At 51.7% G+C, this 25,980-nt stretch carries 21 protein-coding genes and 1 tRNA gene; 1 reads left to right on the forward strand and 21 read right to left on the reverse strand.

The annotated features are described in order from the left end of the window. Window positions 1-32: 32 nt before the first annotated feature. The 16 genes from hemA to RB620_RS04330 form a co-directional block, all read right to left on the reverse strand. Window positions 33-1,415, reverse strand: a complete 1,383-nt coding sequence (gene hemA / locus RB620_RS04255; protein WP_308092286.1) for a glutamyl-tRNA reductase — start codon at window positions 1,413-1,415, stop codon at window positions 33-35. A 244-nt stretch (window positions 1,416-1,659) separates the two neighbouring features. Beyond that, entirely contained in the window at window positions 1,660-2,058 is a 399-nt protein-coding gene (speD, locus tag RB620_RS04260) for an adenosylmethionine decarboxylase (protein ID WP_308092287.1), read from the reverse strand. A gap of 339 nt (window positions 2,059-2,397) precedes the next feature. Beyond that, window positions 2,398-2,988, reverse strand: coding sequence for a non-ribosomal peptide synthetase module (locus RB620_RS04265; RefSeq protein ID WP_308092288.1), 591 nt, complete (start codon window positions 2,986-2,988; stop codon window positions 2,398-2,400). 215 nt (window positions 2,989-3,203) lie between these two features. Continuing rightward, window positions 3,204-3,791, reverse strand: a complete 588-nt coding sequence (gene yihA, locus RB620_RS04270) for a ribosome biogenesis GTP-binding protein YihA/YsxC (RefSeq protein ID WP_308092289.1) — start codon at window positions 3,789-3,791, stop codon at window positions 3,204-3,206. After that, window positions 3,788-6,178 carry an endopeptidase La gene (gene lon, locus RB620_RS04275; protein WP_308092290.1) on the reverse strand — a complete coding sequence of 797 codons (2,391 nt, stop codon included), beginning with the start codon at window positions 6,176-6,178 and terminating at the stop codon, window positions 3,788-3,790. Before lon ends, yihA begins: the two co-directional genes overlap by 4 nt. Window positions 6,179-6,215: 37 nt before the next feature. Then, on the reverse strand, window positions 6,216-7,919 hold the full coding sequence (gene lonB, locus RB620_RS04280) for an ATP-dependent protease LonB (RefSeq protein WP_308092291.1): 1,704 nt from the start codon (window positions 7,917-7,919) through the stop codon (window positions 6,216-6,218). Window positions 7,920-8,030: 111 nt separating this feature from the next. Continuing rightward, window positions 8,031-8,273 (reverse strand): hypothetical protein, encoded by a 243-nt coding sequence (locus RB620_RS04285; RefSeq protein WP_308092292.1) that lies wholly within the window; start codon window positions 8,271-8,273, stop codon window positions 8,031-8,033. A 15-nt stretch (window positions 8,274-8,288) separates the two neighbouring features. Continuing rightward, entirely contained in the window at window positions 8,289-9,515 is a 1,227-nt protein-coding gene (locus RB620_RS04290) for a Ger(x)C family spore germination protein (RefSeq protein WP_308092293.1), read from the reverse strand. Beyond that, a complete protein-coding gene (locus RB620_RS04295; RefSeq protein WP_308092294.1) occupies window positions 9,512-10,627 on the reverse strand; it encodes a GerAB/ArcD/ProY family transporter in 1,116 nt (371 codons plus the stop codon). The genes RB620_RS04290 and RB620_RS04295 overlap by 4 nt, the downstream gene beginning before the upstream one ends. Further along, window positions 10,624-12,192 (reverse strand): spore germination protein, encoded by a 1,569-nt coding sequence (locus RB620_RS04300; protein WP_308092295.1) that lies wholly within the window; start codon window positions 12,190-12,192, stop codon window positions 10,624-10,626. The genes RB620_RS04295 and RB620_RS04300 overlap by 4 nt, the downstream gene beginning before the upstream one ends. Then, window positions 12,173-13,288, reverse strand: coding sequence for a GerAB/ArcD/ProY family transporter (locus RB620_RS04305; RefSeq protein ID WP_308092297.1), 1,116 nt, complete (start codon window positions 13,286-13,288; stop codon window positions 12,173-12,175). Before RB620_RS04305 ends, RB620_RS04300 begins: the two co-directional genes overlap by 20 nt. 121 nt (window positions 13,289-13,409) lie before the next feature. After that, complete coding sequence (ispG, locus tag RB620_RS04310) at window positions 13,410-14,519, reverse strand: flavodoxin-dependent (E)-4-hydroxy-3-methylbut-2-enyl-diphosphate synthase (protein ID WP_308092298.1); 1,110 nt, start codon at window positions 14,517-14,519, stop codon at window positions 13,410-13,412. 224 nt (window positions 14,520-14,743) lie between these two features. Continuing rightward, complete coding sequence (clpX, locus tag RB620_RS04315; protein ID WP_308092299.1) at window positions 14,744-16,000, reverse strand: ATP-dependent protease ATP-binding subunit ClpX; 1,257 nt, start codon at window positions 15,998-16,000, stop codon at window positions 14,744-14,746. 24 nt (window positions 16,001-16,024) lie between these two features. After that, window positions 16,025-16,612 (reverse strand): ATP-dependent Clp endopeptidase proteolytic subunit ClpP, encoded by a 588-nt coding sequence (clpP, locus tag RB620_RS04320; protein WP_308092301.1) that lies wholly within the window; start codon window positions 16,610-16,612, stop codon window positions 16,025-16,027. 251 nt (window positions 16,613-16,863) lie between these two features. Continuing rightward, on the reverse strand, window positions 16,864-18,153 hold the full coding sequence (gene tig, locus RB620_RS04325) for a trigger factor (RefSeq protein ID WP_308092302.1): 1,290 nt from the start codon (window positions 18,151-18,153) through the stop codon (window positions 16,864-16,866). Between the two features lie 89 nt (window positions 18,154-18,242). Then, on the reverse strand, window positions 18,243-19,088 hold the full coding sequence (locus tag RB620_RS04330; RefSeq protein WP_308092303.1) for a hypothetical protein: 846 nt from the start codon (window positions 19,086-19,088) through the stop codon (window positions 18,243-18,245). Between the two features lie 298 nt (window positions 19,089-19,386). On the opposite strand from RB620_RS04330, the gene RB620_RS04335 reads away from it, so the two are divergent. Continuing rightward, window positions 19,387-19,463, forward strand: a tRNA-Arg gene (locus tag RB620_RS04335). A 261-nt stretch (window positions 19,464-19,724) separates the two neighbouring features. Here RB620_RS04335 and RB620_RS04340 read toward each other — a convergent pair. The 5 genes from RB620_RS04340 to RB620_RS04360 all read right to left on the reverse strand — a co-directional run bounded on the left by RB620_RS04340 (window position 19,725) and on the right by RB620_RS04360 (window position 25,974). Beyond that, window positions 19,725-19,973, reverse strand: coding sequence for a YolD-like family protein (locus RB620_RS04340; RefSeq protein WP_308092387.1), 249 nt, complete (start codon window positions 19,971-19,973; stop codon window positions 19,725-19,727). A gap of 160 nt (window positions 19,974-20,133) precedes the next feature. Further along, window positions 20,134-20,466: a YolD-like family protein gene (locus tag RB620_RS04345; RefSeq protein ID WP_308092304.1), complete on the reverse strand. Its 333-nt coding sequence runs from the start codon at window positions 20,464-20,466 to the stop codon at window positions 20,134-20,136. A 297-nt stretch (window positions 20,467-20,763) separates the two neighbouring features. Next, window positions 20,764-21,483 (reverse strand): peptidoglycan recognition protein family protein, encoded by a 720-nt coding sequence (locus tag RB620_RS04350; RefSeq protein ID WP_308092305.1) that lies wholly within the window; start codon window positions 21,481-21,483, stop codon window positions 20,764-20,766. After that, window positions 21,473-21,964, reverse strand: coding sequence for a phage holin family protein (locus tag RB620_RS04355; protein WP_308092306.1), 492 nt, complete (start codon window positions 21,962-21,964; stop codon window positions 21,473-21,475). Before RB620_RS04355 ends, RB620_RS04350 begins: the two co-directional genes overlap by 11 nt. Window positions 21,965-21,999: 35 nt before the next feature. After that, the gene (locus tag RB620_RS04360; RefSeq protein WP_308092308.1) at window positions 22,000-25,974 is read right to left on the reverse strand and encodes a hypothetical protein; all 3,975 of its coding nucleotides are present in this window, start codon (window positions 25,972-25,974) and stop codon (window positions 22,000-22,002) included. Window positions 25,975-25,980: the final 6 nt, after the last annotated feature.

The raw sequence follows: 25,980 nt of genomic DNA on the forward strand, positions 1-25,980 counted from the left end.
GTCACGCGCCTGCGTTCGAACAATCCAGCCAATTAAGTACGAGCAAAAGCAGGAGCTCCCGCTTGTTTGTGGACAGGCTTGGCCGATGCCGCGTTTGACGGCTCCGCCGCCTGCGCCGGATAATTGCCGGCTTGCTGCTGCGACTCTGCCAATTCCTCGAGCGCGAACAGTTTGACGAAAATATCCATCGCTTCCTCCGCTCGCTTCTCGCCGGCCATCTCTTTGATTCGCAGAATGGGATCCTGCATCATTTGGTTAATCATGCTTTTGGTCAGCTTGCGGATAACCTTAAGCTCTCGTTCACTGAGGTCGGGCAGTTTATTGGACAAGCTGTTCATCGTCTCGTCGTGAATATCCGCGGCTTTGGTCTGAAGCGCGCGTATGAGCGGCACGACGCCTAACGTCTTGTACCACTGCTCGAATTGCGCCATCTCTTCGGCGATCATCACGTCGATCTTGGCCGCTTCCTGGCGTCGTTGCTCCAGGTTGCTCTCCACGATGCCTTCCAAATCGTCGATGTCGTAGAGGAAGACGTTCTCCACGGCAGCGATGGAAGGATCCAGGTCGCGAGGCACGGCGATATCGATCATGAACAGCGGCTTCGACTTGCGGCGTTTCATTGCCTCGGCGACTTGCGAACGGTTCAGCACGTAGCCTTCCGAGCCTGTAGAGCTAATAATGATGTCCGTCTCCGGCAGCTTTTGAATCGCCTCTTCAAGCGAAAGCGGCTTTCCGCCGAACTTGTCGGCAATCTGCGCGGCGCGCTCGAACGTCCGGTTCACGACCAGAATGCGCTCGGCTCCGTTCGCATAAAGATGTTTGGCCGTCAGCTCGCCCGTCTCTCCAGCGCCGATGATCATGACGGTTTTGCGGTTGAAGTGCCCGAAGATTTGCTTGCCCAGCTCGACTGCAGCGTAGCTGACGGAAACGGCCGACTCGCCGATCATCGTCTCCGAGTGCGCGCGCTTCGCCATCGTGACCGCTTGCTTGAAAAGCATGTTAAATACGGTACCCGTCGTCTTCATATCCTGAGCCTGCAAAAAGGCGCTCTTCACTTGCCCGAGAATCTGCGTCTCCCCGATGACCATGGAATCAAGTCCGCTCGTAACCTTGAACAGATGCCGGATCGCCGCTTCGTCCTCGTACATGTACAGATGGTTCGTGAAGTGCTCGCGCGGCAGCTTGAACCACTTCTCCATAAAGCTGCGAATGTAATGCCCGCATAATTGATGCCTGTCTACGACGGCATAGAGCTCCGTCCGGTTGCAGGTCGCCACGATGACACATTCCATAATGCTCTTCGTGCCCATTAATGCCTTTAATGCATCCGGCAGCTCTCTCTCCGCGAACGTAAACTTTTCCCTGACTTCCACCGGCGCTGTCCGGTAATTCAAACCGACCGCGATAATGTGCATGCGTGCGATCCCCCTTCCCTCGTGAACGTAAGCTTGTCCGTCTCCGCTTTGTTTGTATCTATCCGATAATTCGATGTTAGCAATCATTATAGCACAGTTCGACATTCATGTAGGTTTCATATTTGACTAATGTTTGAAAAATCCGTTTTTGCTGAATTGATCATAGTATTGCCGCTTTTCACAAAGAAATAACCATGGATTGGCTCCATGGTTATTTCCGTATGGTACATGAATGAGCCTGTTCTTACACGAGCTCGATTTGTTTCATCTTCGGTTCTTCCACTTGCAGTTCGCCCATGCCGCGAACAAGTTTCTTCGCGTGTGTCGTCTTCGGCTTCAAAACGGTCAACATGTAATCGATCGCAAGCTGAGGATCTACCGTTTCACCGCAGGTGTAACAGTCCAGCGCAGCGAAACCTCTCTCAGGATACGTATGGATCGAGAGGTGGCTCTCAGACAGCAGCACGAGAACCGTTGCGCCTTGAGGTTCAAATTGTTTGGATTGCACGGACAAAACCGTTGCGCCGCAAGCCTCCGCAGCCTCTACCATGTGAGATTGCAAAAATTCAGCGCTGTTCAACAAATCAAAATCTACACCCCAAGCATCAACAGCAACGTGTCTTCCGAAAGTAGAGTATTCCATCTTCCGGTTCCCCCTTCCTAGGAATAAAATGTTTAAAAAATTTCATCCGCTAGGACCTACGTCATTCACTTCCCGAGGGATTAATCTCTCGCAACATAACTATGTCCTGAGTGAATCCTGGTTCCTAATTTTCAAGCAACATTGTTTTCAACGAAAATAAAAATAACATCTATCCGCTATAATTGCAATAGTTTTTTTTGGAGACAGCCTCGGCGGGTACCTCAAATGCAAGCTACGTATCAATGTATGTCGTCTCTGACATGTCCGCAACGCGCTCGGACAAAAAAAAGCAGCCGCATAAGGCGGCTGCTTCTCCCGTTCTTTCCCGGCTATGATGGCTTACGCCTCAAGCGCGAACAGCTTGTGGGTTAGTTCTTTCAATCGCGCGTCGATGCTCTCGATCTCTCGAGGCGCCTTCGTCTGATTGCGCAGGTCCAGAAGCTCGTTGACCGCTCCCTGGATCAGTCCGATCTCGCGTTCGACGAGCCGGCTCTGGAATACGCGTTCCAGCTGGGCCAGCGTGTCCTTGTGTTCGAACACGGTACGTTCGCCGCTTGCCGTGCTTTCCACGATTTTGCGGACCGCGCCGTTCGTATAGTGATAGATCATCGTATAATGGCTGTAGATTCGGTTGACGATCGCGTTGCCCCTAAAGGCCGCGACGGCTTTGCGCAAGGCATTGGTCAATTTGGGTTCTACCAGACGGCAACTAAGCTCGCAAACGTAGTAGTCTTGTCGACGCTCAAAGGTCAGTCGGACTTCTTCCCTCCCTGCTACATCTTGAAGAACAAGCTCCTGGTTGCCGTTATCGAGCACCAGCACCTGCAATCGCAGCTGCCCATCCTCCATCAAGGCGATAAATCGGGCCATCTCTTCGTGTTTAAGCTGCAGTTTGGCATTTACATACTCTGTGGCTAGCCGCTTAGCCATAAAAATCTCCTCAATTCTTTGAGACCCCGCCGCTTTTGCGCCGGCAGCCTTTTCAGCATTGCATAGTTTAATTATACGTGATCATCGATTTTTATTCTTGTCGCCGAGTCTTCAAATTTAAGCATATTTCCATAAAAAACGGAGGATTTCACGAGTAACTGCTACAATTGCGATGAATTCTCCTCTTTATAAGAGAACATCGCGTGCTTTCTGCCTTATGTGGCGATCGCTTCGTTGATGACGTCCCACAGCTGCTCGCGGCCAAGCCCGGTCTCCGACGAAAATAATACGACCGAATCGCGGGGATCCGCCTCAAGCGTCGTCTTGATCATCTTGATGTGTTTATCCCACTTCGACCGGGGGATCTTGTCCGCTTTGGTCGCAACGATGCAGGTCGGAATCTCGTAATGCTTGAGCCATTGATACATCAGCACGTCGTCCTTGGACGGCTCATGCCGGATGTCGATGATCAGCAGCTGGAGCTTTAGCGGCTCCCTCTCCCTAAGATAGGTCTCGATCATCTCGCCGAACTGCTCCCTCTGCGTCTTGGACACTTTGGCGTAGCCGTAACCGGGGAAATCGACGAAATAGACGCTATCGTTTACGCGATAATAATTGAGCTGCTGCGTCTTGCCCGGCTGCGAGCTTGTTCGCGCCAAGTTCTTGCGCATGATCATTTTGTTGATAAGCGATGATTTGCCCACGTTGGAACGCCCTGCCAGAGCAATCTCCGGCAAGGCGTCCTCAGGGTATTGATGCGGCTTAACCGCGCTTATTACGAATTGCACATCTAAGATTTTCATGAAATTGGAATACCCGCTTTCTCTACTGTTCCTTCCGGCAGAAGCGCGTGCCGAAGCACCTCGTCCATATGCCCGACCGGGACAAATGTCATGTCTCCCCTGATGCTGTCCGGAATGTCTTTCAAATCTCGTTCGTTGTCCTTCGGAAGCAGCACTTTCTTAATGCCGGCCCGGTGAGCCGCAAGCGACTTCTCCTTCAAACCACCGATAGGAAGAACGCGTCCCCGCAACGTGATCTCGCCGGTCATCGCGACTTCCCTCGAGACGTAACGGTTGGTTAGCGCCGAGATCAGCGCCGTAGCGATCGTAATGCCGGCGGACGGACCGTCCTTCGGAATCGCGCCTTCCGGGATATGGATGTGGATGTCGTTTTTCTCGTGGAAGCCGGGATCGATCGACAACTCCGCCGCTTTGGAACGCGTGTAGCTGAAGGCCGCTTGCGCGGATTCCTTCATGACATCCCCTAGCTTGCCCGTCAACGTCAGCTTGCCGCTGCCAGGCATCACAGATACCTCGATCACGAGCGTATCGCCGCCGACCTCGGTCCAGGCCAGCCCCGTTACGGCGCCAATTTGATTCTCGCTCTCCGCAAGGCCGTATCTGAACTTCGGAGGCCCGATCCATTCCTTGACGAGCTCCGTATCCACTCGAAGCGGCGCAGGCTCGGATTTCTCTTCGCCCGATTCGTCCGGCTTGCCTTCGGAGACAAAATGTTTGGCCGCTTTGCGGCATATCGCCGCGATCTGCTGCTCCAAGTTGCGGACGCCAGATTCTCTTGTGTACTCGCGGATCAAAAGGCGCAGCGCCTCGTCCGTCAGCTCCAATTGCGTTTCCGCAAGGCCATGCTCGCGCTTCTGCTTCGGCAGCAAATACCGGACGCCGATCTGTTCCTTCTCCAGCTCCGTATAACCGGGGATGTACAGCACTTCCATCCGGTCCAGCAGCGGACGCGGGATGTTATGAAGCGCGTTCGCCGTCGTGACGAACATGACGTTCGATAGATCGAAGGGCACTTCGATGTAATGATCGCTGAACGTGCTATTCTGTTCGGGATCGAGTACTTCGAGCAGCGCGGACGACGGGTCGCCTCTGAAGTCCGAAGCCATCTTGTCGATTTCGTCCAGCAAGAAGACGGGATTCAGGCTTCCGGCCGTCTTCATGCCTTGCATGATGCGGCCCGGCATCGCGCCGACGTACGTTCTGCGGTGGCCTCTGATCTCGGCTTCGTCGCGAACGCCGCCGAGCGAGATCCGTACGAACTTTCGTTCGAGCGACTTAGCGATGGATCTGGCGAGCGAGGTTTTGCCCACGCCCGGAGGTCCGACGAGACACAGAATCGGGCCTTTCATTTTCCCCACGAGCTGTTGCACGGCCAAATATTCCAGTACGCGTTCCTTCGGCTTATCCAGGCCGTAATGATCGTCGTTCAAGATCTCTTCCGCCCTGGCGATGCTGAGATCGTCATGGGTCATCGTCTTCCAAGGCAATGCGAGTAACCAATCGATATAATTGCGGATAACGCCGCCTTCGGCCGAGGATGGAGGCATCTTCTCGAGCCGGTCGATTTCCTTGTTAACCTTTTCCTTTACCGTATCGGGAACGCCTGCTTCATCCAGCTGGCCTCTCAGTTCTTCGGCTTCGCCGGCACGGCCTTCCTTCTCGCCAAGCTCCTTCTGGATCGCCTTCATCTGCTCGCGCAAATAATATTCCTTCTGCGTCTTCTCCATCTGCTTCTTGACCCGCTGGTTAATCTGTCGCTCCAGCTCCAGCACTTCGCGTTCGTTATTAAGCAGGTCAAGCAGCTTCTCCAGTCTAGCCGCAACGTCGATGGTTTCCAGAATGTCCTGTTTGTCTTTGATCTTCAAAGACAAGTGGCTCGTAATGACGTCGGCGAGGCGGCCTGGATCGTCAATATCCGACACCGCCGCGTACGTCTCCGGAGTAACCTTCTTCGATAACGAAATATAATGCTCGAACTGATTCAGAACGGATCTCATCAAAGCGTCCACTTCGGGATCGTCCGTCTCCTCCTCGGGCAGCTCCTTCGCCATGACCTCGTAAAATTCGTCGTTCGCCACGTAGCTCTGCACTTCGGCGCGAACAACCCCTTCTACTAATACGCGAATCGTCCCGTTCGGAAGCTTTAGCATCTGCCTCACCTTCGCGATCGTGCCGATCTTGTAAATATCCTCTTCGGTCGGATCCTCGATATTGACTTCCGATTGCGAGCATAACAGGATCATGTGATCTTCGACCATTGCCCGCTCCAGCGCGCGGACGGATTTATCCCTGCCCACATCAAGGTGAAGCACCATGCTGGGATAGACGAGCAATCCTCTTAGCGGAAGCAAGGGCAGCCGGCGACCTTTCGATTTGCTTGGTCCCATACCTGCACCTCCATTTCTTAACGTCTACCTTATTTTATCATTCCGCGGAATCCGCCTGCAAATAAGGGACGTTCGTCGGCATGAACAGTTCGTTCAACACGGGCACTTCCTTCTCTTCGGGCTCTGCTTCCAAAGCCGGGAACACGTGTCTAAATACTTCGTCTACCCGATCGACCGGGATCACCTTGAGACCGTCCAGATCGGCGAAAATCGCTTGCCAGTTCTCCTTCGGAATAATAACCTGTACCGCCCCGGCCTGGAACGCCGCTTCCACTTTCGCGAGCACGCCTCCAACAGGTTTTACGTTGCCGTGAATGCCGACCTCGCCCGTCATCGCCAGCTTATTGTCGATCGGAATGCCGCGGATGGCGGAGGTGATGGCCGTCGCCATGGCGATTCCCGCGGATGGCCCGTCGATGGGAGTGCCTCCCGGGAAGTTGATGTGCAAATCGAAGTCCTGCGGATTCAGCCCCGATCTGCGGAGCACCGTGAGCACGTTCTCGACCGAGCCCTTGGCCATGCTCTTTCTTCTAAGCGTACGGGTTCCGCCGCCCAGCTCCTCCTCGTCGACGACGCCCGTAATGGTGAACTGGCCTTTGCCTGGAGCGGCAGGGATGGCGCTCACCTCGATCTCCAGCAGCGTCCCCATATTCGGGCCGTAGACGGCCAAGCCGTTGACGAAGCCGATCTGCGGCGCGCTAGGCACCTTGCGATCCGGACGCGGCGGGATTTGGCTGCTGTTGACGACCCATTCGATATCCCCCGCCGTTATTTGGTCCCGCTTCTCCGACAACGCGACGCCCGCCGCAAGCTGAATGACGTTGACAGCTTCGCGGCCGTTCGTCGCATAACGCTTCACGACCTCGATCGCTTCTGGGCATGGAGCGAAGCCGATCTTCTTCACCGCATTTTCGGCAACTAATGCAATCTCATCTGCCAGCAGCGGCCGGAAGAACACCTCCATACAGCGCGAACGAATTGCCGGCGGAATTTCTTGCGGCGAACGCGTTGTCGCGCCTACAAGACGGAAGTCTGCCGGCAGCCCATTCTGGAATATATCATGAATATAGACAGGAATGTTCGCATCCTCAGAATTGTAATAGGCGCTCTCGAGAAATACTTTGCGGTCTTCCAGCACCTTTAACAGTTTATTCATTTGGATCGGGTGCAATTCTCCTATTTCGTCAATGAATAGAATGCCGCCGTGGGCTTTAGTAACAGCGCCGGGCTTCGGCTGCGGTATTCCCGCTACACCCATCGCTCCTGCACCTTGGTAGATCGGATCATGAACCGATCCGATCAGCGGATCGGCAATGCCCCGCTCGTCGAAGCGCGCTGTTGTTGCATCGATCTCGGTGAACTTTGCCTCCGGAAGGAAAGGCGAGCTTGGATTCTTCTTCGCTTCTTCCAATACGACACGCGCGGCAGCCGTCTTACCGACTCCAGGCGGTCCATAAATAATAACATGCTGCGGGTTCGCGCTGCATAATGCAGCCTTAAGCGCCCTTAGCCCATCGCGCTGTCCGACGATGTCCTGCATCGACTGCGGGCGCGTCTTCTCTGCGAGCGGCTTCGTAAGCGAAACCGACCGCAGCTTGCGCAGCTTATCCATTTCCTTGCGCGATTCCCGATCGACCGCAGAGCGGTTCGTCTTCTGATTACGCAGCAAATTCCAAAAATACAAGCCGATAACGACGGCAAAAAACACTTGAATCAACATTAACACGACACTTAGACTCATTTATTCCCGCTCCTCTCATACCGCCTGTTTCTCGAAGGCATCCGTATTATGTCAGTATTGCCTCATGGTTGCGTGAATAACCGTCCGCTCTATTTTTTTCACAGGCAGAAATCAGACGATCCATCCTGCATTTTGCAGCAACCGGGCCAGCGGTTTAATTGCAGCACTTATAATCGTAACCGGCGATACTTGCGGCCAATGATAACGCTCCGAGGCAAATAAATAAGCCGTCCACACAACCATTGCCGCATAAACGATATATTCGCGAAGCAAGCCTTTCCTATGAAATTGTTTAGCGCCAATCCAGAGCGCCGCTCCGAGCAGCAAGGCGCCCGTAATCTCCATTAACTCCATTCAAGCTCCGCTCCTCTATTTCTTGCCTTCCCGCAGCTTATCCACGTTGATCGGCTGATTGCTAAGTCCGACATTCGAAATCGTAACATGTACATCTGTTTGAATTTGAATGTCGGCGAACACCTCATCCCAATTGTTTTGCCAGGCGCGCCATTCCTTGCGATACTTTCGATGCGCCAAGTCAGCAAAACCAACGGCATCTGTATTCAGCTTCTGCAACGATTTCCAGCCCGACTGGACCTTTAAGGAGATATCTTCCCCAACATCCTTCTCAAGCCGCTTGATGACTTCAGGTTTATATAAATCCATCGATTTGCAATCCGTCTGGCTCAGCAACCCGCGAGCTTTGATATGAACCTTTACATGTAACTTGCCATTCTTCAGGGAAGGCTTCAGTACGGTTTTTGACTTCACGATTTCGAAAGTAGAACTTTTGCCGTCTTCCTCCGGACATGCTGGCGAAACAAGCGCCTTTTTCACCTTATTCCTTATAAAAGCGACTCCGAGCGCTTCATTGCGGGACAGCCAACCGACCATTTTATCTTGCTTGATTACAGCGACTCTGCCGAGCTTAAGCTTGGACGGAAGCGATGTATTTTCAAAATCGGATACAGACGACGTATCCTTCGTCCCTGACAAATAAATTTCTGGCAGCAGAGCGCTTGCCGAATCGCTGGATAGACTCATCGCCAGTTGAAACATCTTCACTTCGGGAAGTGCCGACGTATACTTCGCCTCTACTGAATTGATCTCTCGTATGCCGTCGCCGGGAATTTTCTGAATTTGCATCATTTGCTCTAGTATTTTTCGCGACTTGCCCGCTGTTACAAGAACATCGACCGTTTCTCTTGAATCGGGATTGCGTAAATAAACGTCCAAAATCGGATTCAATCCACGGCGCGCCGTTTCTTCGCTAATTACAATTATGCGGTTATGCGCAAAATATAGCCTTCGCGGACTTTCAAATACACTATTCAAATCAGCTTCCCTAATCGTTCGTCCTTTGGTCGAATAGACAATTACAGGCGATCCTCCTCCACCGCCCGTTATCCCGATTCCAGTAGAAATCGCAGAAGGAATGACAACCTGGAATGTTTCAACCCACTCATCACCCTCCCGATCAATCGCCGTGGCGGACGTAATGGAGAGCTCATTTAATTCATTTCGGCTCCAGCAACCGGTGAGTGTTGCCGCACAACATAGAAACAGCAGTGAAATGGATACCGTTCGCCAATTTTTCATGTACCCGCCCCTTCCGCTGCTATCATCGATTTACGCCGAGTTAAGCGCAGCCCGAGCCATATGAGAAGATGGATCACATAATTGTTCAATATGAGATATAGGGAAAGCGTAGTAAAACTGAATGAAATAAAATTGGCATTTCTCTGCCATGTATAGATGGCTGCGGCGCAAATAAAGGCAGCAATGGCGTAGGGAAACAGCACATTGGAACGTATTTTCACTCGGAACGTATAGTCCAACAGCTGCATGAAGCAAAACAAAAAAACGGAAACCTTTGCGAACATGGAAGCCATCCACGCCGTCAGCAAAAACACGTCTATACGTTCCGCAAAATTTCCTACCTCAACCATGCTTAATGCAGCGAATACCGGATAGGACAACGCATTTATTATTTTCACGCCAAAAACCGCAATGATGATGAGCACAGATAAAGCAATCATCGCAGCAGAAGTAATGGTTCCCCATATTGCCGCTTTCGCGCCTTGTACAGGCTTCTCAAAATAAGGAAGCAAAAACAGCACAGCCGAAATTTCCGATAACCAACCTATAGGCATGGTCGCAGCGGACAAATGACGCATGGGAGCCGTTTCAAACATCGGCAGAAAATTTGTCCAATCGAAGTAACCCCACAACAGAAAGAGACTCACGCCCATGAGCAAGAAACTAAATGCAAGAACAATAAAGTGAATTCTCGCCATCGCCTCTACTCCCTGCCAGGCCATATATATAGACACTAGGGTAATCATGCTTGCAATGACAAGCATAGGCGTTGCACTTAACAGCTGCTCCAGAACATAAGTCGTAAATTGCCTGACCACGCTTGTCGCCGTTAAGAAGTAATAGCCGCAAAGGCTGATACCTATAACGAATGCTATCGCACTTCCAAATCTGGACTCCATCCACGACATAAACGGTTTTCCATTGCTTTGACTGCATATTTTTACGATGAGATAGGTAAACATTAGGCCAACCAGAAGGGCAAAGAGGATCGTAATCCATCCGTCCTGCTTTGTGATTTGGATGACATAGCCCGGCAATTGCAGCACCGCACTCGGTACGATTGTGTTTACGAGAATGGCGACACCCTGCATGCTTGTTATACGCTGCTTCATTCTCTCCCTCCCTCTTGCCCGCCGCTGCGATCGCCCCGATCAGAATTTCGCTTTGGCGTTCCTTGTCGTCTCGATCCTGGAATCTTATACAAGCCAGGTCGTTTATTCATCGCCCACCAAGGCACACGCACGAACACATCCTTCAGGTTGCCTTTCACTAACGGGGAAATTGGCGTTAAATACGGAATCCCGAACGAACGGAGTCCAGACAGATGGGTCAACAAAATCATCAACCCGGCCATAATGCCAAATACGCCGAAGGTGCCTCCCAATATCATCATCGTAAAGCGAATCAACCTGGCGGACGTGCCCATATTGACAGAAGGTATGACGAAGGTTGCTATCGCGGTAAAGGATACGACAATAACCATCGCCGCCGAGACTAGTCCTGCTTGCACAGCCGATTGCCCAAGCACGAGCGCGCCGACTATCGAGATCGCTGGGCCAATGATCCGTGGCATTCGGACCCCGGCTTCCCGTAAAATCTCAAACGTTATTTCCATCAATAGCGCTTCGATGATTGCCGGGAATGGCACCCCCTCCCTCTGTGCGGCAATGCTGATTAACAGCGGTGTCGGCAGCATCTCCTGATGGAAGGTTGTGATGGCGATGTAGAGCGCGGGCAGCAGCATCGATACAAAGAAGGATACGAAACGAATGAGCCTCAGAAATGTTGCAATGTCATAGCTTTGGTAGTAGTCCTCACTCGATTGAAAAAACTTAACGAAAGTAACCGGGGCGAGAAGCACAAACGGCGTTCCGTCAACAAGAATCGCCACCTGCCCTTCCAGCAGGCTTGCCGCGATCGCATCGGGCCGCTCCGAGTTTTGAATAAGCGGAAACGGCGTATACGTTTTGTCTAGAAGAAATTCTTCAATATATCCGCTTTCCAGAATACTATCCGTATCGATATCGTCCAGCCTGCGATGAATCTCTTGCACTACGCTATTAGCTGCTATCCCTTTCATATATGCAATGGCCACAGTCGTTCTCGTCTCGCGGCCGATGATTTTGTACTCGACTCGAAGATTCGTTGATTTTATTTTATTTCTAACAAGCGCGATATTGGTCATAATGCTTTCGGCGAAGCCTTCCTTCGGTCCTCGTACAACGGTTTGCGTGCTTGGCTCCTCAACGCCGCGTTTCTCGCCGCCATGCGTATTTGCGGCAATCGCCTGATTGCATCCGTCCAACAAAATAACGGTCAGCCCCTCAAGCATCGCGCAATAGATACCGTCCATGAACTCCAGCTTGCGAACGCTGCCGGTCGCAAGCGTTCGGTACAGCAGCGTTTGGAACGGATCACCCTCCGCTAAGGCATTGCTTCCATCCGGCTGATCTGCAAGCATGCTTCGGACCAAAAAGTTAACAGCAGCCGTATCTGTTAACCCTGCAATTGACAAAACAGCGGCTCTAGTGCTAGCGAAAAGATGAAGCTCTCGCACAACAATATCAGGCTCGGTGCCTAATTCTTCGGCAATGAGCTTAAGGTTATGCTCCAAGTCGCTTGATATAGGCGTCTCTTTCTCCGCCGCATTTGCACTTTTATTGTTCTGATTGTTCATTCGCATGCACCTTTTCATTCCATCTTTTTTTGATGACCACAGCAATCAATAGCAGTAAAGGAAAGGCGATCTGAAAAATAGGAAAATGGTATTTCAAATTAAACTGAAAGCCAAATGACACTTGCTCCATGTAGTTTCGAAAAAGGAACGAACCAAAGAAGATGACGCATCCAATTAACGGGACCGCGTAGCGCTCCGGGATTTTCATTAAATATCGCAATGCGAGCACAGCACCCATAAAATAGGCAGTCAACTTAAAATAAACACCCGTAAATAACAATAATGCGACTAAAGGATCAATACGCTCCAAAAATTTAGCCACTTGAATAAATTTAGTAATATGCAAGAACGGAATCGTGACGACGGCCCCCAACTTGCCCAAGCCTGATAATAGAAGTAAATTCGTAAGCGTAATAAACAGCCCAGAAAATATATAACACTTCATTGTGACACGAATCATTCCACCGTCTTGCTCCGCATACTTCCAATACATGAGAAACAGAACAAGTTCGCCGAAAGGAAACGAAATAAGCCCTGGAAAAGCCGCCTTCAATACCGGCTTTATGCCTTCATCCAGTACCGGCAGCACATTCTCAAGATGAAGCAATCCTGCTCCAGCCATGATTAGAAACAACAAAACATAGATACCAATAACGATTGGTAAAATAAATTCAGCCATTCGAAAAAATACGTTTACACCGCTGAATACGGTATAGGCTGCCATACCGCATACAATAAGCATAATCGCACTGATTGGCGTATTCGGAAGCAATACCATATTAATTAAGTCGCCAAATTCTCTTACATTGCGAATCGATTTATAACAAAAATAGATGACATAGCTTAGAGAGAAAACGAAGCCTAACCACTTGCCGAAATGATCGTTGATCACCTCAATTAGATTGCTACGAGGCGCATTTCGAAAAATCATCAGATTAACGCCCCATAATAATACAAGTCCGCCGAGCATGCCGATGAACACAGCAAGCCACGCATCCTTGCCAGCGTCGCTCGCTAGCAAAAACAAGGACGAGCTTCCGATAAGAAACAACACGATCATCGATCCAAGCTGATTAAGGCTAATACGCTCCAACATGCTCCCGCCTTTGCCTTTGTCATCGCTGCAATCCTTAATTTGCCACAGAAATCGGAAAATATGCGCAATAACGCAAAAGGCTGCTAGAACCTGTTGGTCCTAGCAGCCTTTACTATTGCTATTAAGTATGCGTATGATGCTTGCGCCCTGGAATTTCTCCAGTCGCTTCATAGACGCTCACGATTTGGTCGATTTCTTTCTTCAGCTCGCTCAGCAGCTCCGCTTCCGGCACCTTGCGAATCATCTCGCCGTACCGGAACAGCATGCCTTCGCCGCGGGCGCCCGCGATGCCGATATCCGCTTCCCGCGCCTCGCCCGGGCCGTTCACCGCGCAGCCCAGCACCGATACCTTGATCGGCACTTTGATTTTGGAAATGTAGTCTTCGACTTCGTTGGCAATGGAGAATAAATCGATGTCGAGCCTGCCGCATGTCGGACAGGAGACCAGCGTAGCCGCGTTCGTGATAAGACCAAACGTCTTGAGCAGCTCGCGCGCTACTTTCACTTCTTCTACCGGATCCGCGCTGAGGCTGATCCGGACCGTGTTGCCGATGCCCATCGACAAAAGCGCCCCGATGCCGGCCGAGCTCTTGATCGTACCCGTATGAAGCGTTCCCGCTTCCGTAATGCCGAGATGAAGCGGATATTTGATCTTCTCGGCTGCCATGCTGTATGCCGCGATGGCCATCGGCACGTCGGATGCCTTCAGCGAGACGATAATATCATGGAAGTCCAGCTCCTCGAGAATGCCGATGTGGAACAACGCGCTTTCGACCATCGCTTCCGGCGTCGGATAACCGTACTTCTCCAGCAGATGGTTCTCGAGCGAGCCCGCGTTGACGCCGATCCGGATCGGAATGCCGCGTTCTTTGCATGCTTTCACGACGGCTTCCACTTTCTCGCGGCGACCGATATTGCCGGGATTGATTCTTACCTTGTCGACCCCGTTCTCGATCGCGGCAAGCGCGAGCCTGTAATCGAAATGAATGTCCGCGACGAGCGGAATATGAATGCGTTTCTTGATTTCCTTAATCGCCTCGGCGGCTTCCTTGTTGTTGACGGTCACGCGGACGATCTGGCAGCCCGCTTCCTCCAGACGGAGAATTTCGGCGACCGTCGCTTCCACGTCCGCCGTCTTGGTTGTGCACATGCTCTGAATAATGACTTCGTTGCTGCCGCCGATCGTCAGATCGCCGACCTTAACCGGAACGGTATCCTGGCGCTTATACATACGTTATCTCTCCCATCCTGCGTCCAATTTTGATCACGCAGTATCCCATGAAGCCTATTCGACATCGAATCTTGTATTCAGCAGGAACTTCCGGAGCAGGTAATTGGACAATGAACATGCCCTAAATACTACGCCGATCAAACCGAAAGGTGACAAGAACGTCAAAGTCCACCCCGCGGCCAGCGGAGTTTCGCTGGCCACAGGGTGGAATCCCGATGCCATTATTAGGCGCTTTCTTCCTTCTTCTTGCCTTTCTTCGCAGTCAGCTCCGGCATAATCTTCTCCTGCACCGACTTCTCCGTGATGAGGCAGGTGTTCACGTCGTCGCGCGACGGCACCTCGTACATCACGTCGAGCATGATGCCTTCGATGATTGCGCGCAGGCCCCGGGCGCCGGTATTGCGTTTGATCGCTTCCTTCGCGATCGCGTCCAGCGCGGCCGGTTCGAAGTCCAGCTTCACGTTGTCCATCTCAAGAAGCTTCTGGTACTGCTTCACGAGGGCGTTCTTCGGTTCGGACAGAATCCGTACCAAGGCCGGCTCGTCAAGCGGCTCCAGCGTGGAGATGACCGGCAGACGGCCCACGAACTCCGGAATCAATCCGAACTTCAGCAGATCCTCCGGCAATACCATCGTCAAGTATTCGCCCGCCTTCAAGTCCTTCGTCGTGTCGCCTGAGGAATTGAAGCCGATCACCTTCTTGCCGATGCGGCGTTTGATCAGCTGCTCCAGGCCGTCGAACGCGCCGCCGCAGATGAACAAGATGTTCGTCGTATCGATTTGGATAAATTCTTGATGCGGATGCTTGCGACCGCCTTGCGGAGGTACGGAAGCGACCGTGCCTTCCAATATTTTGAGCAGCGCCTGTTGAACGCCTTCGCCCGATACGTCGCGCGTAATGGAAGGATTCTCGGATTTGCGCGCCACTTTGTCGATCTCGTCGATGTAGATAATGCCGCGCTCGGCTTTCTCGACATCGTAATCGGCCGCTTGAATCAGCTTAAGCAAAATATTTTCGACGTCTTCGCCGACGTAGCCGGCTTCCGTCAAAGAAGTTGCGTCCGCAATCGCGAACGGAACGTTCAAAATTTTGGCCATCGTTTGCGCCAATAGCGTTTTGCCGGAACCCGTAGGTCCCAGAAGCAGGATATTGGACTTCTGAAGCTCCACATCCTCGATCTTGCTGCCGGAGTTGATCCGTTTGTAATGGTTATACACGGCAACGGACAACGACTTCTTGGCGGAATCCTGGCCAATGACGTAGGAATCCAGAATCGAGCGGATATCTTTCGGCTTCGGAATGTCTTTCAGATCGAGCTCTTCGTCGTTGCCGAGCTCCTCTTCCACGATTTCCGTGCACAGCTCGATGCATTCATCGCATATATAGACGCCAGGACCGGCTACCAGCTTGCGCACCTGATCCTGCGATTTGCCGCAGAACGAACACTTTAGTTGACCCTTTTCATCGTTGAATTTGAACATGTACTCACCCCTTCTATCGTAATGTTACCCCAGTGGCGTCGTGATGACCTTATCGATCAGACCGTAGTTCAGCGCTTCTTCGGCGCTCATAAAATAATCGCGGTCTGTGTCGCGGTCGATCTTCTCGTAAGGCTGCCCGGTACGCTCGACATAAATTTGATTCAGCTTCTGCTTCGTCTTCAGAATCCAATCCGCATGAATCTTAATGTCGGTTGCCTGGCCTCTGACCCCGCCAAGCGGCTGATGAATCATGACCTCTGCGTTAGGCAGCGCGAACCGCTTGCCCTTCGCTCCCGCGGTCAGCAAGAGCGAACCCATGCTTGCCGCCATGCCCATGCAGATCGTGGACACTTCGGGTTTGATGTATTGCATCGTATCATATATTCCCATTCCCGCGGTTACGGAACCGCCCGGAGAGTTAATGTACAGATGGATGTCCTTCTCTGGATCGTCGGCCGCCAGAAACAGCAGCTGAGCGATTATGGAGTTTGCGACATCGTCATCAATAGCGCTCCCGAGAAAAATAATGCGATCCTTCAGCAATCGGGAGTAGATGTCATAGGACCGTTCTCCGCGATTCGTCTGTTCGACTACGATCGGTACCAGGTTCATGCGACCAACCTCTTTTCGTTTTGGACTTGAAATGCTTCCTTATTGTAACACGTTAAGTAATGGATTGTCATTTTTCCGAATACTACAGTATACGGCGCCTGACGCTTGATATGTACGCTTATGCGTTCTTGTTTGAAACACCATTATCATATGTAGGGTGAAAATAAGGCACGTTACATGCACGCGCCTTATCTTCGGTAAATCGTATTCTTCTATGTCGGATCGCGAGTGCGAACCGTATGTCAATCGTATTAAGCCGTTTTGCTGTTTTCCAGCAAGAACTTGATCGTTTTGCGAAGCAGGATGTCTTCCTGCAGATTGCTGATGTTGCCGTTTTTCTCGAAGATGTCGCGCAGCTCTTCCGCAGGGCGGTTGTACTGCTTGGACAGGTTCTCGAGCTCGGCAGTCAGATCTTCTTCCGACGCCTCGAAGCCTTCCGCTTTCGCGATTGCTTCAAGCACCAGATTGTTGCGAACGCGTTTCACGGCGTCCGAACGCATTTGGCCGCGAAGCGCTTCCTCGTTCTGGCCGGAGAATTGGTAGTACAGATCCATGTTCATGCCTTGCATGCGCAGGCGGTTCTCGAAATCCTTCACCATGTAGTCCGTTTCCGTATCGACCATCGCTTCCGGAATTTCCACCTCTGCGGCTTCGGTAGCTTTGTCTACGACTGCTACTTCGCGAGCTTGCTCGGCTTCCTTCTCCTTGCGCTCAAGCAGCTTCGCTTTCAGATCCTGCTTGTACTCTTCAAGCGTATCGAACTCGCTCACGTCTTTGGCGAACTCGTCGTCCAGCGCCGGCAGCGCTTTGCGCTTCAGCTCGTGAAGCTTCACTTTGAATACGGCAGGTTTGCCAGCCAGATGCTCAGCGTGGTAAGACTCAGGGAACGTGACTTCAACGTCCTTGAAGTCGCCTAGCTCCATGCCGATCACTTGATCTTCGAAGCCCGGAATGAAGGAGTTCGATCCCAGCTCCAGGGAATAACGCTCGCTGAAGCCGCCTTCGAATTGCTCGCCGTCCACGTAGCCGTCGAAGTCGATTACGGAGATGTCGCCCTTCTGAGCGGCGCCTTCCTCGACAACCGTCAACTCAGCGTGGCGCTGTTGGAGACGCTCTAGCTCGGCTGCTACTTCCTCTTCCGTCACTTCGGCATTAGCCGCTTCGAGTTCGAGGCCTTTGTATTCGCCAAGCGTTACTTCTGGCTTAACCGTTACTTTCGCGACGAACTTGAATACTTGTCCTTTCGCGAATTGCGTTACATCGATTTCCGGACGATCGACCGGCTGAAGCTCGTTCTCTTTAACGGCAGCCGTGTAAGCTTCCGGAAGCAAGATGTCGATCGCGTCTTGATACAGGCTCTCCACGCCGAAACGGGATTCGAAAATGCCCCGAGGCACTTTGCCTTTGCGGAAGCCAGGCACGTTAACCTTTGCTACCACTTTCTTAAAGGCTTGATCAAGGGCGCCAGCGACTTTGTCCGCTTCCACCTCAACATCGATCGAGACGATGTTCTTGTCTATTTTTTCCCAAGTTGCTTTCATTTTATGCCTTCCCCTCCAAAAATGCGCATGCATCGATAGTTTTCACGTTACATAAACCACTCTATTATATACAAAGTTGGACGAGCATTTCAAGGCTGATGTTCGTCCCCGCCCGCCTGCAGCAGCATCGCGATGCCGCGCAGCGTTCTGCAGGCTTGTTCGTAGCGGAATCTTAAACTGTCCGAAATCCCGTATGTATCGCGTATATCGTCATCGTTCGCCGACCCGTACACGGTCAGGAGAAGCGTGAGATGCAAGGCGGCCGCGAAACAATCCACCGTCTCGTCGTCCTCTCTCAGCATCCAGCCGAACGCAGACGTCCCGTACAGAAACTGCAGGCTTTCCTTCCATAGCTCCCTGGCAAAATGCGGCAGCGTCGGATCGTCCACCTCCACGACGGCGATCGCACGCTCCAGGATTTGATTAACCGGCTCCGGGAAGTCGTCCATGGCGAGCGGCGTCGCCTCGATCTCGAGGAGTACGTCCTCGTCCAATCTCCTGACGCGTACCGTCCCCGTCGCCCCTCTTCTCTTCAAACATTGCAGCGCCTTGAACTGCAGGATGGGATGAAGGTCGTCGCCGACGAGCCACTCCAGTATGGCTGCATCGATTCCGGGATCGTCGATATAGGCGGCCCGCTCAAGCGCCAGCATCTGTTGGTCCATCATGGGATGGTTCCGCATGATGTACAAAACTTGGTTCACGTAAGCTTCGTCTTGCACGGGCGGCTTCAGCAGCTCGGCCCGAAGCGTTTCCTCGTCTTGCTCTTCGTCCGGCTGGCTGTCGCGACCGGCATCGACGCCGTCCGGGAACGCCATTTCGAGCCAGCTGAGCAGATTTGCCCATTCCTCGTAATGCCTTTTCTCCTGCCCTTGGCATTGCAGCAGAAAACCGAGAAGCTCCTTCGCTTCCCGGTATTGTTCGGCCTCCAGCATCCTCGTCAGCCCGATCTGGTATTGATCCAGCATGCTGGGGAATAAATAAACGTTGTCCTTGCCTTCCGTATGTGGTTCCTGAGGAGTCGTAATGATAACACCGCCTTAAGGCATGCTCGTAAACATGTTTCGAATAATCTTGCGATAGATTATACCACGCAAGGCCGCCAGAACAAAACAAACGGTTGCGCTTCCGCCTGCCTACGGTTGCAATCGACAAAAAAAACGCCCTTTTTTTGAAATCGACTAAATTTTGACTTGCAAATGGGATTGTACGCATGGTATAGTATCAAACAGTGTCCCAGTAGCTCAGTCGGATAGAGCACTCGCCTTCTAAGCGAGTTGTCGGGGGTTCGAATCCCTCCTGGGACGCCATTAGGTTTAAATACGTTGAAAATTAAAATATAAGAAAATCCCCGAATCCCTTGGTATTACTGGGTTTCGGGGATTTTCTTTATAATCGAATTCGACCTGAGAATGTCATTAGTTTGAGTATGATTTTAAATTTTGGTACACAAATGGTACACATGATAGTATTTTATTTCGAACGATGTTGAAAGTATATAATGAAGAAGAGCCGCAGGGATGCTTTCCCATACGGCTCTTTCTCATATTACCATCTGTATCCATTTAGCGTCAAGAAGCATTGTCTATTTTCATTATATCCATGAATGGCACTCTTTCTGTTTCGCCATTGCTCTGCTCAACGTGAATCATTTTTGTCCTTGAGTCAAGCTTTACAATTCTACCGACAACGGATTTCTGATGCCAAACTTCTAACTGCACCATTGCCTCTTCTTGATGAGCTTCTACCAAGCGCTCCCCCATCTCCTCCAGCACATATTCATCTCTTGTCGGCCTTTTGGGTCCTTTATCTTTTGCCACGTGGAAACCGCCTCCTCGTTTTATGAAATCTGCGAAATATTCTTCAATTGCATCATCGGATTCTTCAAGTTGCTGCACCATTTCGGGGTCGAATCGCTTAGACCATTCAATCATCCCAAAGCGTATTTCTGGATAAAGTGTCCCCGCTTGTCGCTTCCTCTCAGTCGACATCGACAACGCCTTCGATATCCCGCAGCATAAACCAATCCCCATTAACCATAAAACGACCCTGTCGCTGATCGATCCGATCCACCATGCCAACGATCTGCAGTTCCTCCGTCGGATGATACATCTTCACAGTGACCAACGTGCGCAGTTGGTGCGACTCGGTCAGCCGGCGGCCGATGATCTCGAGCTCCTGGTCGTCTAGCTCGATGCGGCATCGTTCCTTCGATTTCAATGACCAAGCATTAAGCGCGTGCTTATGCTCAGGCAACATCATTCGGCTACTCTCCCACATACCGTTGCCTTCAAGCTTCTTACGCTGTTCCACGACGCACAACCTCCTCTACGTCCACAATACTCCCCATGTCAAAGACACGTAAGGCGCCAACGGAGAAGCAATAGGCCTTAACGCATCCGTCCTTGACGGCCAGAACCCGAACGTCCCGAATCGTGACGTTCTTTCGCCGATCGATATAAATGAGCTGCACGACTTTTCCGACATACTTCTCCACGCTGACCCCACCTCATTCAAGAATGTATGCTCTTATTATACGCAAACACACGTTCGTATTTCAAGACATAAAAAAACCCCGCCAACCATTAATTGGTCAGCGGGGTTTAATTCTTACTTACTAGCTCTGAGCGCAACGGCCAGCACGCGCCAGCCTTCTTTCGTCATGGTCGGCTCACTGATTAAGCCATTCAGGTCTCCACTGCTAAACTCTGACACAAACCAATCCGGTGCCAGTATGCGACTAGTGGCAACTGTGAGGGCCTCTGCTTGTGCATCGATACGTGCGTGCTGCTCCCTCACTTGTTTAGTCAGATCGTCCATTGCCTTCCGTTCCTCTGCCGTCATAGGCATCTCCACTCCTCTGCTCAAATCGCTTCTGAATTTGTCCATGCTGATGATCGGACACGACTTCCAACTGTAATCCGGATATTCGCTGTGTCCCTTAATAACGATCCCGGGCAGCTTCCCTTGGAGCCAGCGTATAAGATCCAGCGCCGCGGCATACTGTTCCGGCGTCGGCTGTTGCGATCTAAAGTCTCCGATCATGCAGATGCCGACGGCATGTTTATTACTGTTTCCTACGTGGTAGCTAACCACGGTCAGATCCCAGCATTGATACACCGTACCATCGCGGCCAATGACGAAATGATATCCGATGCCCGGCCATCCATTGGTACGTATGTGGTAACCCGCGAACGCCTCCGCGCTGCCTGACTCTGTAAGCGAGTGATGGATTGCCCCCGACCGGATATCCGACAGTTTTCGAGTCTTGTATCGTTTGGTTGCGTGGATAGGGAGCCTGCCGCGCAGGTCTACCATCTTAAAGGACATTACTCTCATCCGCCTTTTTCAGATCGCTTGGAATTCCACCACGATTAATGGACCGTTGCACTTTCTTATCAAGCTCAGATCCCACCCATTTCGTAATAGCCTCAAGCGCATTGATCGGCAACCAATCAGCCCAGCCAGCTCGTACAGCATTGGCGGTCATGGACTGGATGACGTGGTACAACAAACCGGCAACCAAAAGTCCGAATAGCAGACCGGGAAGATTGAAAAGAACGTCGAGGAAGTGACCACCAGCAGGTAGAAGCAGCATGAAGAACGTTCGGAAGAGGCCGTCAATTCCGTACTTGCTGCCGTAGCTATTATCTTTCTGCGCGGCTCTGCTTCCGCTAATCCAATCAAGTAGAATAAAAAATGCTAGTGCAATGATTGCAGCGATCACTGATTCACCTGCTCCATAAAAGAATTCGATAACCGGCAACATTACTGCGCCGACTCCACTCCAAACAGCTTGTCCCTTACTCATATTGGATTCCTCCCATTAATAACGAAGGAGCCCCATTATCGGGACTCCTTTTTCGCTTCTTCTTTTTTCTTGTCCTTTTCAGCCTTTTCCTTACGAAGCTTGATCAGTTCGTCATAATACGCTTGCCCATCATCAGCGCGCTGAAACTCTTCGGTTTGCTTGGTTCCTAACTTGCTTAGGCGTTCATTTGTATACCGTTGCCCACCAGATGTTGCAAAAGGTCCGAATACGGCGGCGCGGATGACATCGGATGTTTTGGACGAATCGACCGGGAAACGAAGCTCCGGTTCTTCAATCGTCTTTCCTGTCTTAATGAAATCATCGGTGTATGATCCACCACGTACCAGCGAATCAACACCCTTGATGGTCTTCTTAACCTGCGCTCCGCCGAACGGCGGAAGCAGTTTAAACAGAGGATCTTTTATACCATCTACCCCGACAACCCCCGCCAGACCGGTACCAAATCTAGTTGGATCATTGTCGCCGAAGAAACTTTCCCGAGTCGGCAGATCCATTCCGAATACCTTTGCCCCGTATTCAGGATAGATATCTGCGATTGTGGAGCCGAGCGGAATATTCGACAGACCCTCACCGAACACTCTACCGGCGCGCTGCAGGAGACTCATATCATCTTCCGTGACTGAATCGATAATGGCATCTAGTGGGTCGAAAGTGACCCCGCTACCTGTCGTCACTTCAAACGCTTTATTCAGCACGAAGTTCGAAATAAACAGAGTCAGTAGAGCGCCGTACTGCTTTTCATCCACGAAATCTTTCATGACCCGCCAAAGGTTGTTAACCTCTAGTTGGAAAGGAGCGATGATATTGAACATCTGAGATTTAAGGAGCAAGGGCTGCTCACCGACACCTCGACCGCCAACGAGACGACGTGTTTGTTCGTCTGCAAACTTCACCGGATCAGCAACCTTTTGACGTAGCGCCTTAGCGTACGCCGTGTTCCATATGAAACTTGTCCCGATCCGATCGGACAGTTCCATCGTCGCCTCGGCGAATCGCTTAGGCTGTTCCCACCACCTCTCATTGAATCTCCGGAAATTCTTGTCCAGGAAACGCTCAGTCATGAATCTCGACTTCTGCATCGCTTCATTGGGCTTGAACACGCTGTCCAGTGTCTTAATCGCGCCTGGAATGGCGTCCTGCCCACCATAAGCAACACCATTCGGAATGTTGGCGAGCTGAGCGAGCGATGATCGGACGTTTCCGAGAATCATATTCGTCTTTACGCGGTTATTGAGCCAAGTCGCGTATCGCAAGGTATTTCTTCCTCCTACGAACTGAACCCATCGATCGGCCATGGAGGTTTTCCCGGAGAGATCGTTTGCGTAATTGTTCAAGAACTCAATAAAGTTGTTGATATTCCCTGTTTGTTCGGTATCCGAAGCAAGTCTCTTCGCAAGATTTCGGAAAACAGAAATATGCGGGTCGATATGAATCGCATACGAAGCAGCAGGGATATACTCCAAGAATCCTCCGACAGCATCGTTCTCGAAGTCGCCGAGACCACGCTTTTGTGCAAAGCTAGCCCATTTTTGTTTTGGCTTCGTGAAGGGTGACAGACCGGACAAATGGGCGCCAATCTTCCCTGAAGCAGAATCAAACAAATTCTTTAAGCCGCCCCAAGCCCCCAAGTCTTGAAAGTGACGATAGTAATCTTTCCTCTTCGGCACTAATTTCTCAGGACGATTCGGATAGATCCTCTGAATGGATGCATTCACTCTATCCAGAAGATCATCGTACTTGTTCCTGAACCAGCGATCCGCCTCGACGATTTTCTCCCAATCGTGGGTTTCTTCCTGCAGCTTAGCCAAATCGATCTGACCCTCACCATATCGCTGGACTAGCGCCGACTCTTTGCTTCCCTTTTTGATGCCGAGTCCCTTCACAATGTCATTGTAGAGGTCGTCGGTCATCTGCTTCTGTTCACGGGCATATGATCCCTTCGATTCATCAAAGGGATCGAGGATGGATTTCTTGATTGGTTCATAATACTGCCCGAAAACCTTCTTGAAATTGCGGAACACGTCGGCCGTATTCAAGTTGATGTTGCTGAGGTCTTTCAGTTCCTGCGCCTCGAACCCCTGCAGACCAAGATCCTCGGTTTCTATCTCACGCTGGATCACCTTGTATTGCTCTTTTGCATCTTTGAAGATACGACGTGCATGCGGCCTGATCTCTTCTCCAAGATCCCTGACTAGCTGCTCCGTGAAATCGGCGAGCTTGACTGTTCCTTTCAACATATAGCCGGCGCCAAGCTTCGCATACTGTCCCCACACGTCCACCGGGTTACTACTCAACCTGTTTACGCCCTTTGCGAGCTCAGCGCGAGCGTTGGCTATCATGTCATCCGCGAAGGTATTCAGACGATCGCGAATCCGCGGCGCCACCTCGTCAGCTTCTGGAAGCGCGATGTCGTCCAGATCATCAGAGATGCTGAATGGAATTTCGTCCTGGTTCAGCGGCTCTGGAGGCTGCCACTTCGCTGTAGTCTGTTTCGGCTCTGGCGGTATAGCCATGGACTCCGGAACTGACGAGCTATTCGGAGCTTCTGCCGCTCGAAGCAATGGCCCTGTTGTCGAAGAGCGTGCCACTCTCGACTCCGTTCCTCTTAATGGACCAGTAACAGCCTGCGCCCTGGCTGGAACCGTAATTGGAGCTGCGGCCGGAGACATTGGACCAGGTGTATAACGATCACTCACGGATCGAACCGGAAAAGGCGCACCGGCCACTTCTCGGTTATATTGCGTTTCGCGCGCACGCTGAACGAGATCCGGCGCGATACGGTTCGGCCTAGTCGGATATGCCCGCTGAATCAGATTATCCAGACCAACATCTTCTCTCCCTGCCATCTGCGTCCATAGCGATTCAAGTTCTTCAGCCTCTCGACCAGGAGTGAATCTCCCTTCATCCTGCATCTCCCGCGCCGTTCTGATTAGTTGTTCGAATTGATCGCGGTATGGATTCGATTGCTGCGCGATCCTCGCAGTAGTTGGCGGCATCATGTCCGGAGCTGGTAGACCAAGCACTCGACCGCCTGTCGTCGTTGTGTCCGCTGATGTAATAACATCGTCGGTTATTACACCATTAGGAGTTCCGCGCTCGCGCGGTGCAGGCAATGCTAGTAATTCCTGTACTGCCTCCTCCGGAACCTGATTACGTCGCATCCTTTCTGCCAACGATCTGAGCCCGCTACCGATTGCCGGAAGCGCTACGTCCGCCGCTGCGCCAAGACCAGCGCCTAGTGCGCCAGCCGCCGCTATATCCCGCAGATCGGTGTCGCCGCGAATCGCCGAGTCAGCTACACCTGCGACACCGCCGGCTACTGCTCCTTCGATCGCACGCCTTGCAATTGGGCCTCTCATTCTCGGAGATGCTTGTGCAGCCGCTTGTGCCGCTCCACGTCCGATTGATAGCGGGTCCGCTACAGGTCGAATGCCAACACCCTGCATGCCTGCTGCAGCGCCAGCGATGTTCCCCGCCAGACGTGCAGGTGCATTAATGATGGATGGTCCTGTAACCGGCGGCGCAAAAGATTGAACGCCGAGGCTGTTCGCTGCTCCCTCTTGGAATGCAGCGACGCCAGGCGTTTTGGCTTGTGCTTTATAAATGAGCTCCGATAATGGCTCGACTAGACTGTTAATGACACGAAATACAGGTGTTTTGGATGCTTGCTCCCGATCTTGTGCAAGGCGATCCTGCACCCATTGGTCGGATGGCGATACAGCCGGCGGTTGGAATCTGGTTTGTTGCGTATCCTGCATTAATTCCATAGGTGAAGGGATCGTAGTACGCATTGGAACTGGAACAGAGAATCGCTCTTTAGCCGCCTCTTGCATCCCGAAAGGAGAAACGGCGCTAGTGATCCCTGGCGCCATCGACTCCACTTCGTCGCGAAGCTGCTGACTGCTCTCCCTCCGGAAATCATATATCGATGGTGGCTTACCGACGCCCCCTTGATCATTTCTCCATTCGTCAATGGATTTAACGGCCATAGCTTA

Origin of the sequence: Paenibacillus sp. LHD-117, from assembly GCF_030929555.1 — a bacterium.
Classification (GTDB): Bacteria; Bacillota; Bacilli; order Paenibacillales; family Paenibacillaceae; genus Pristimantibacillus.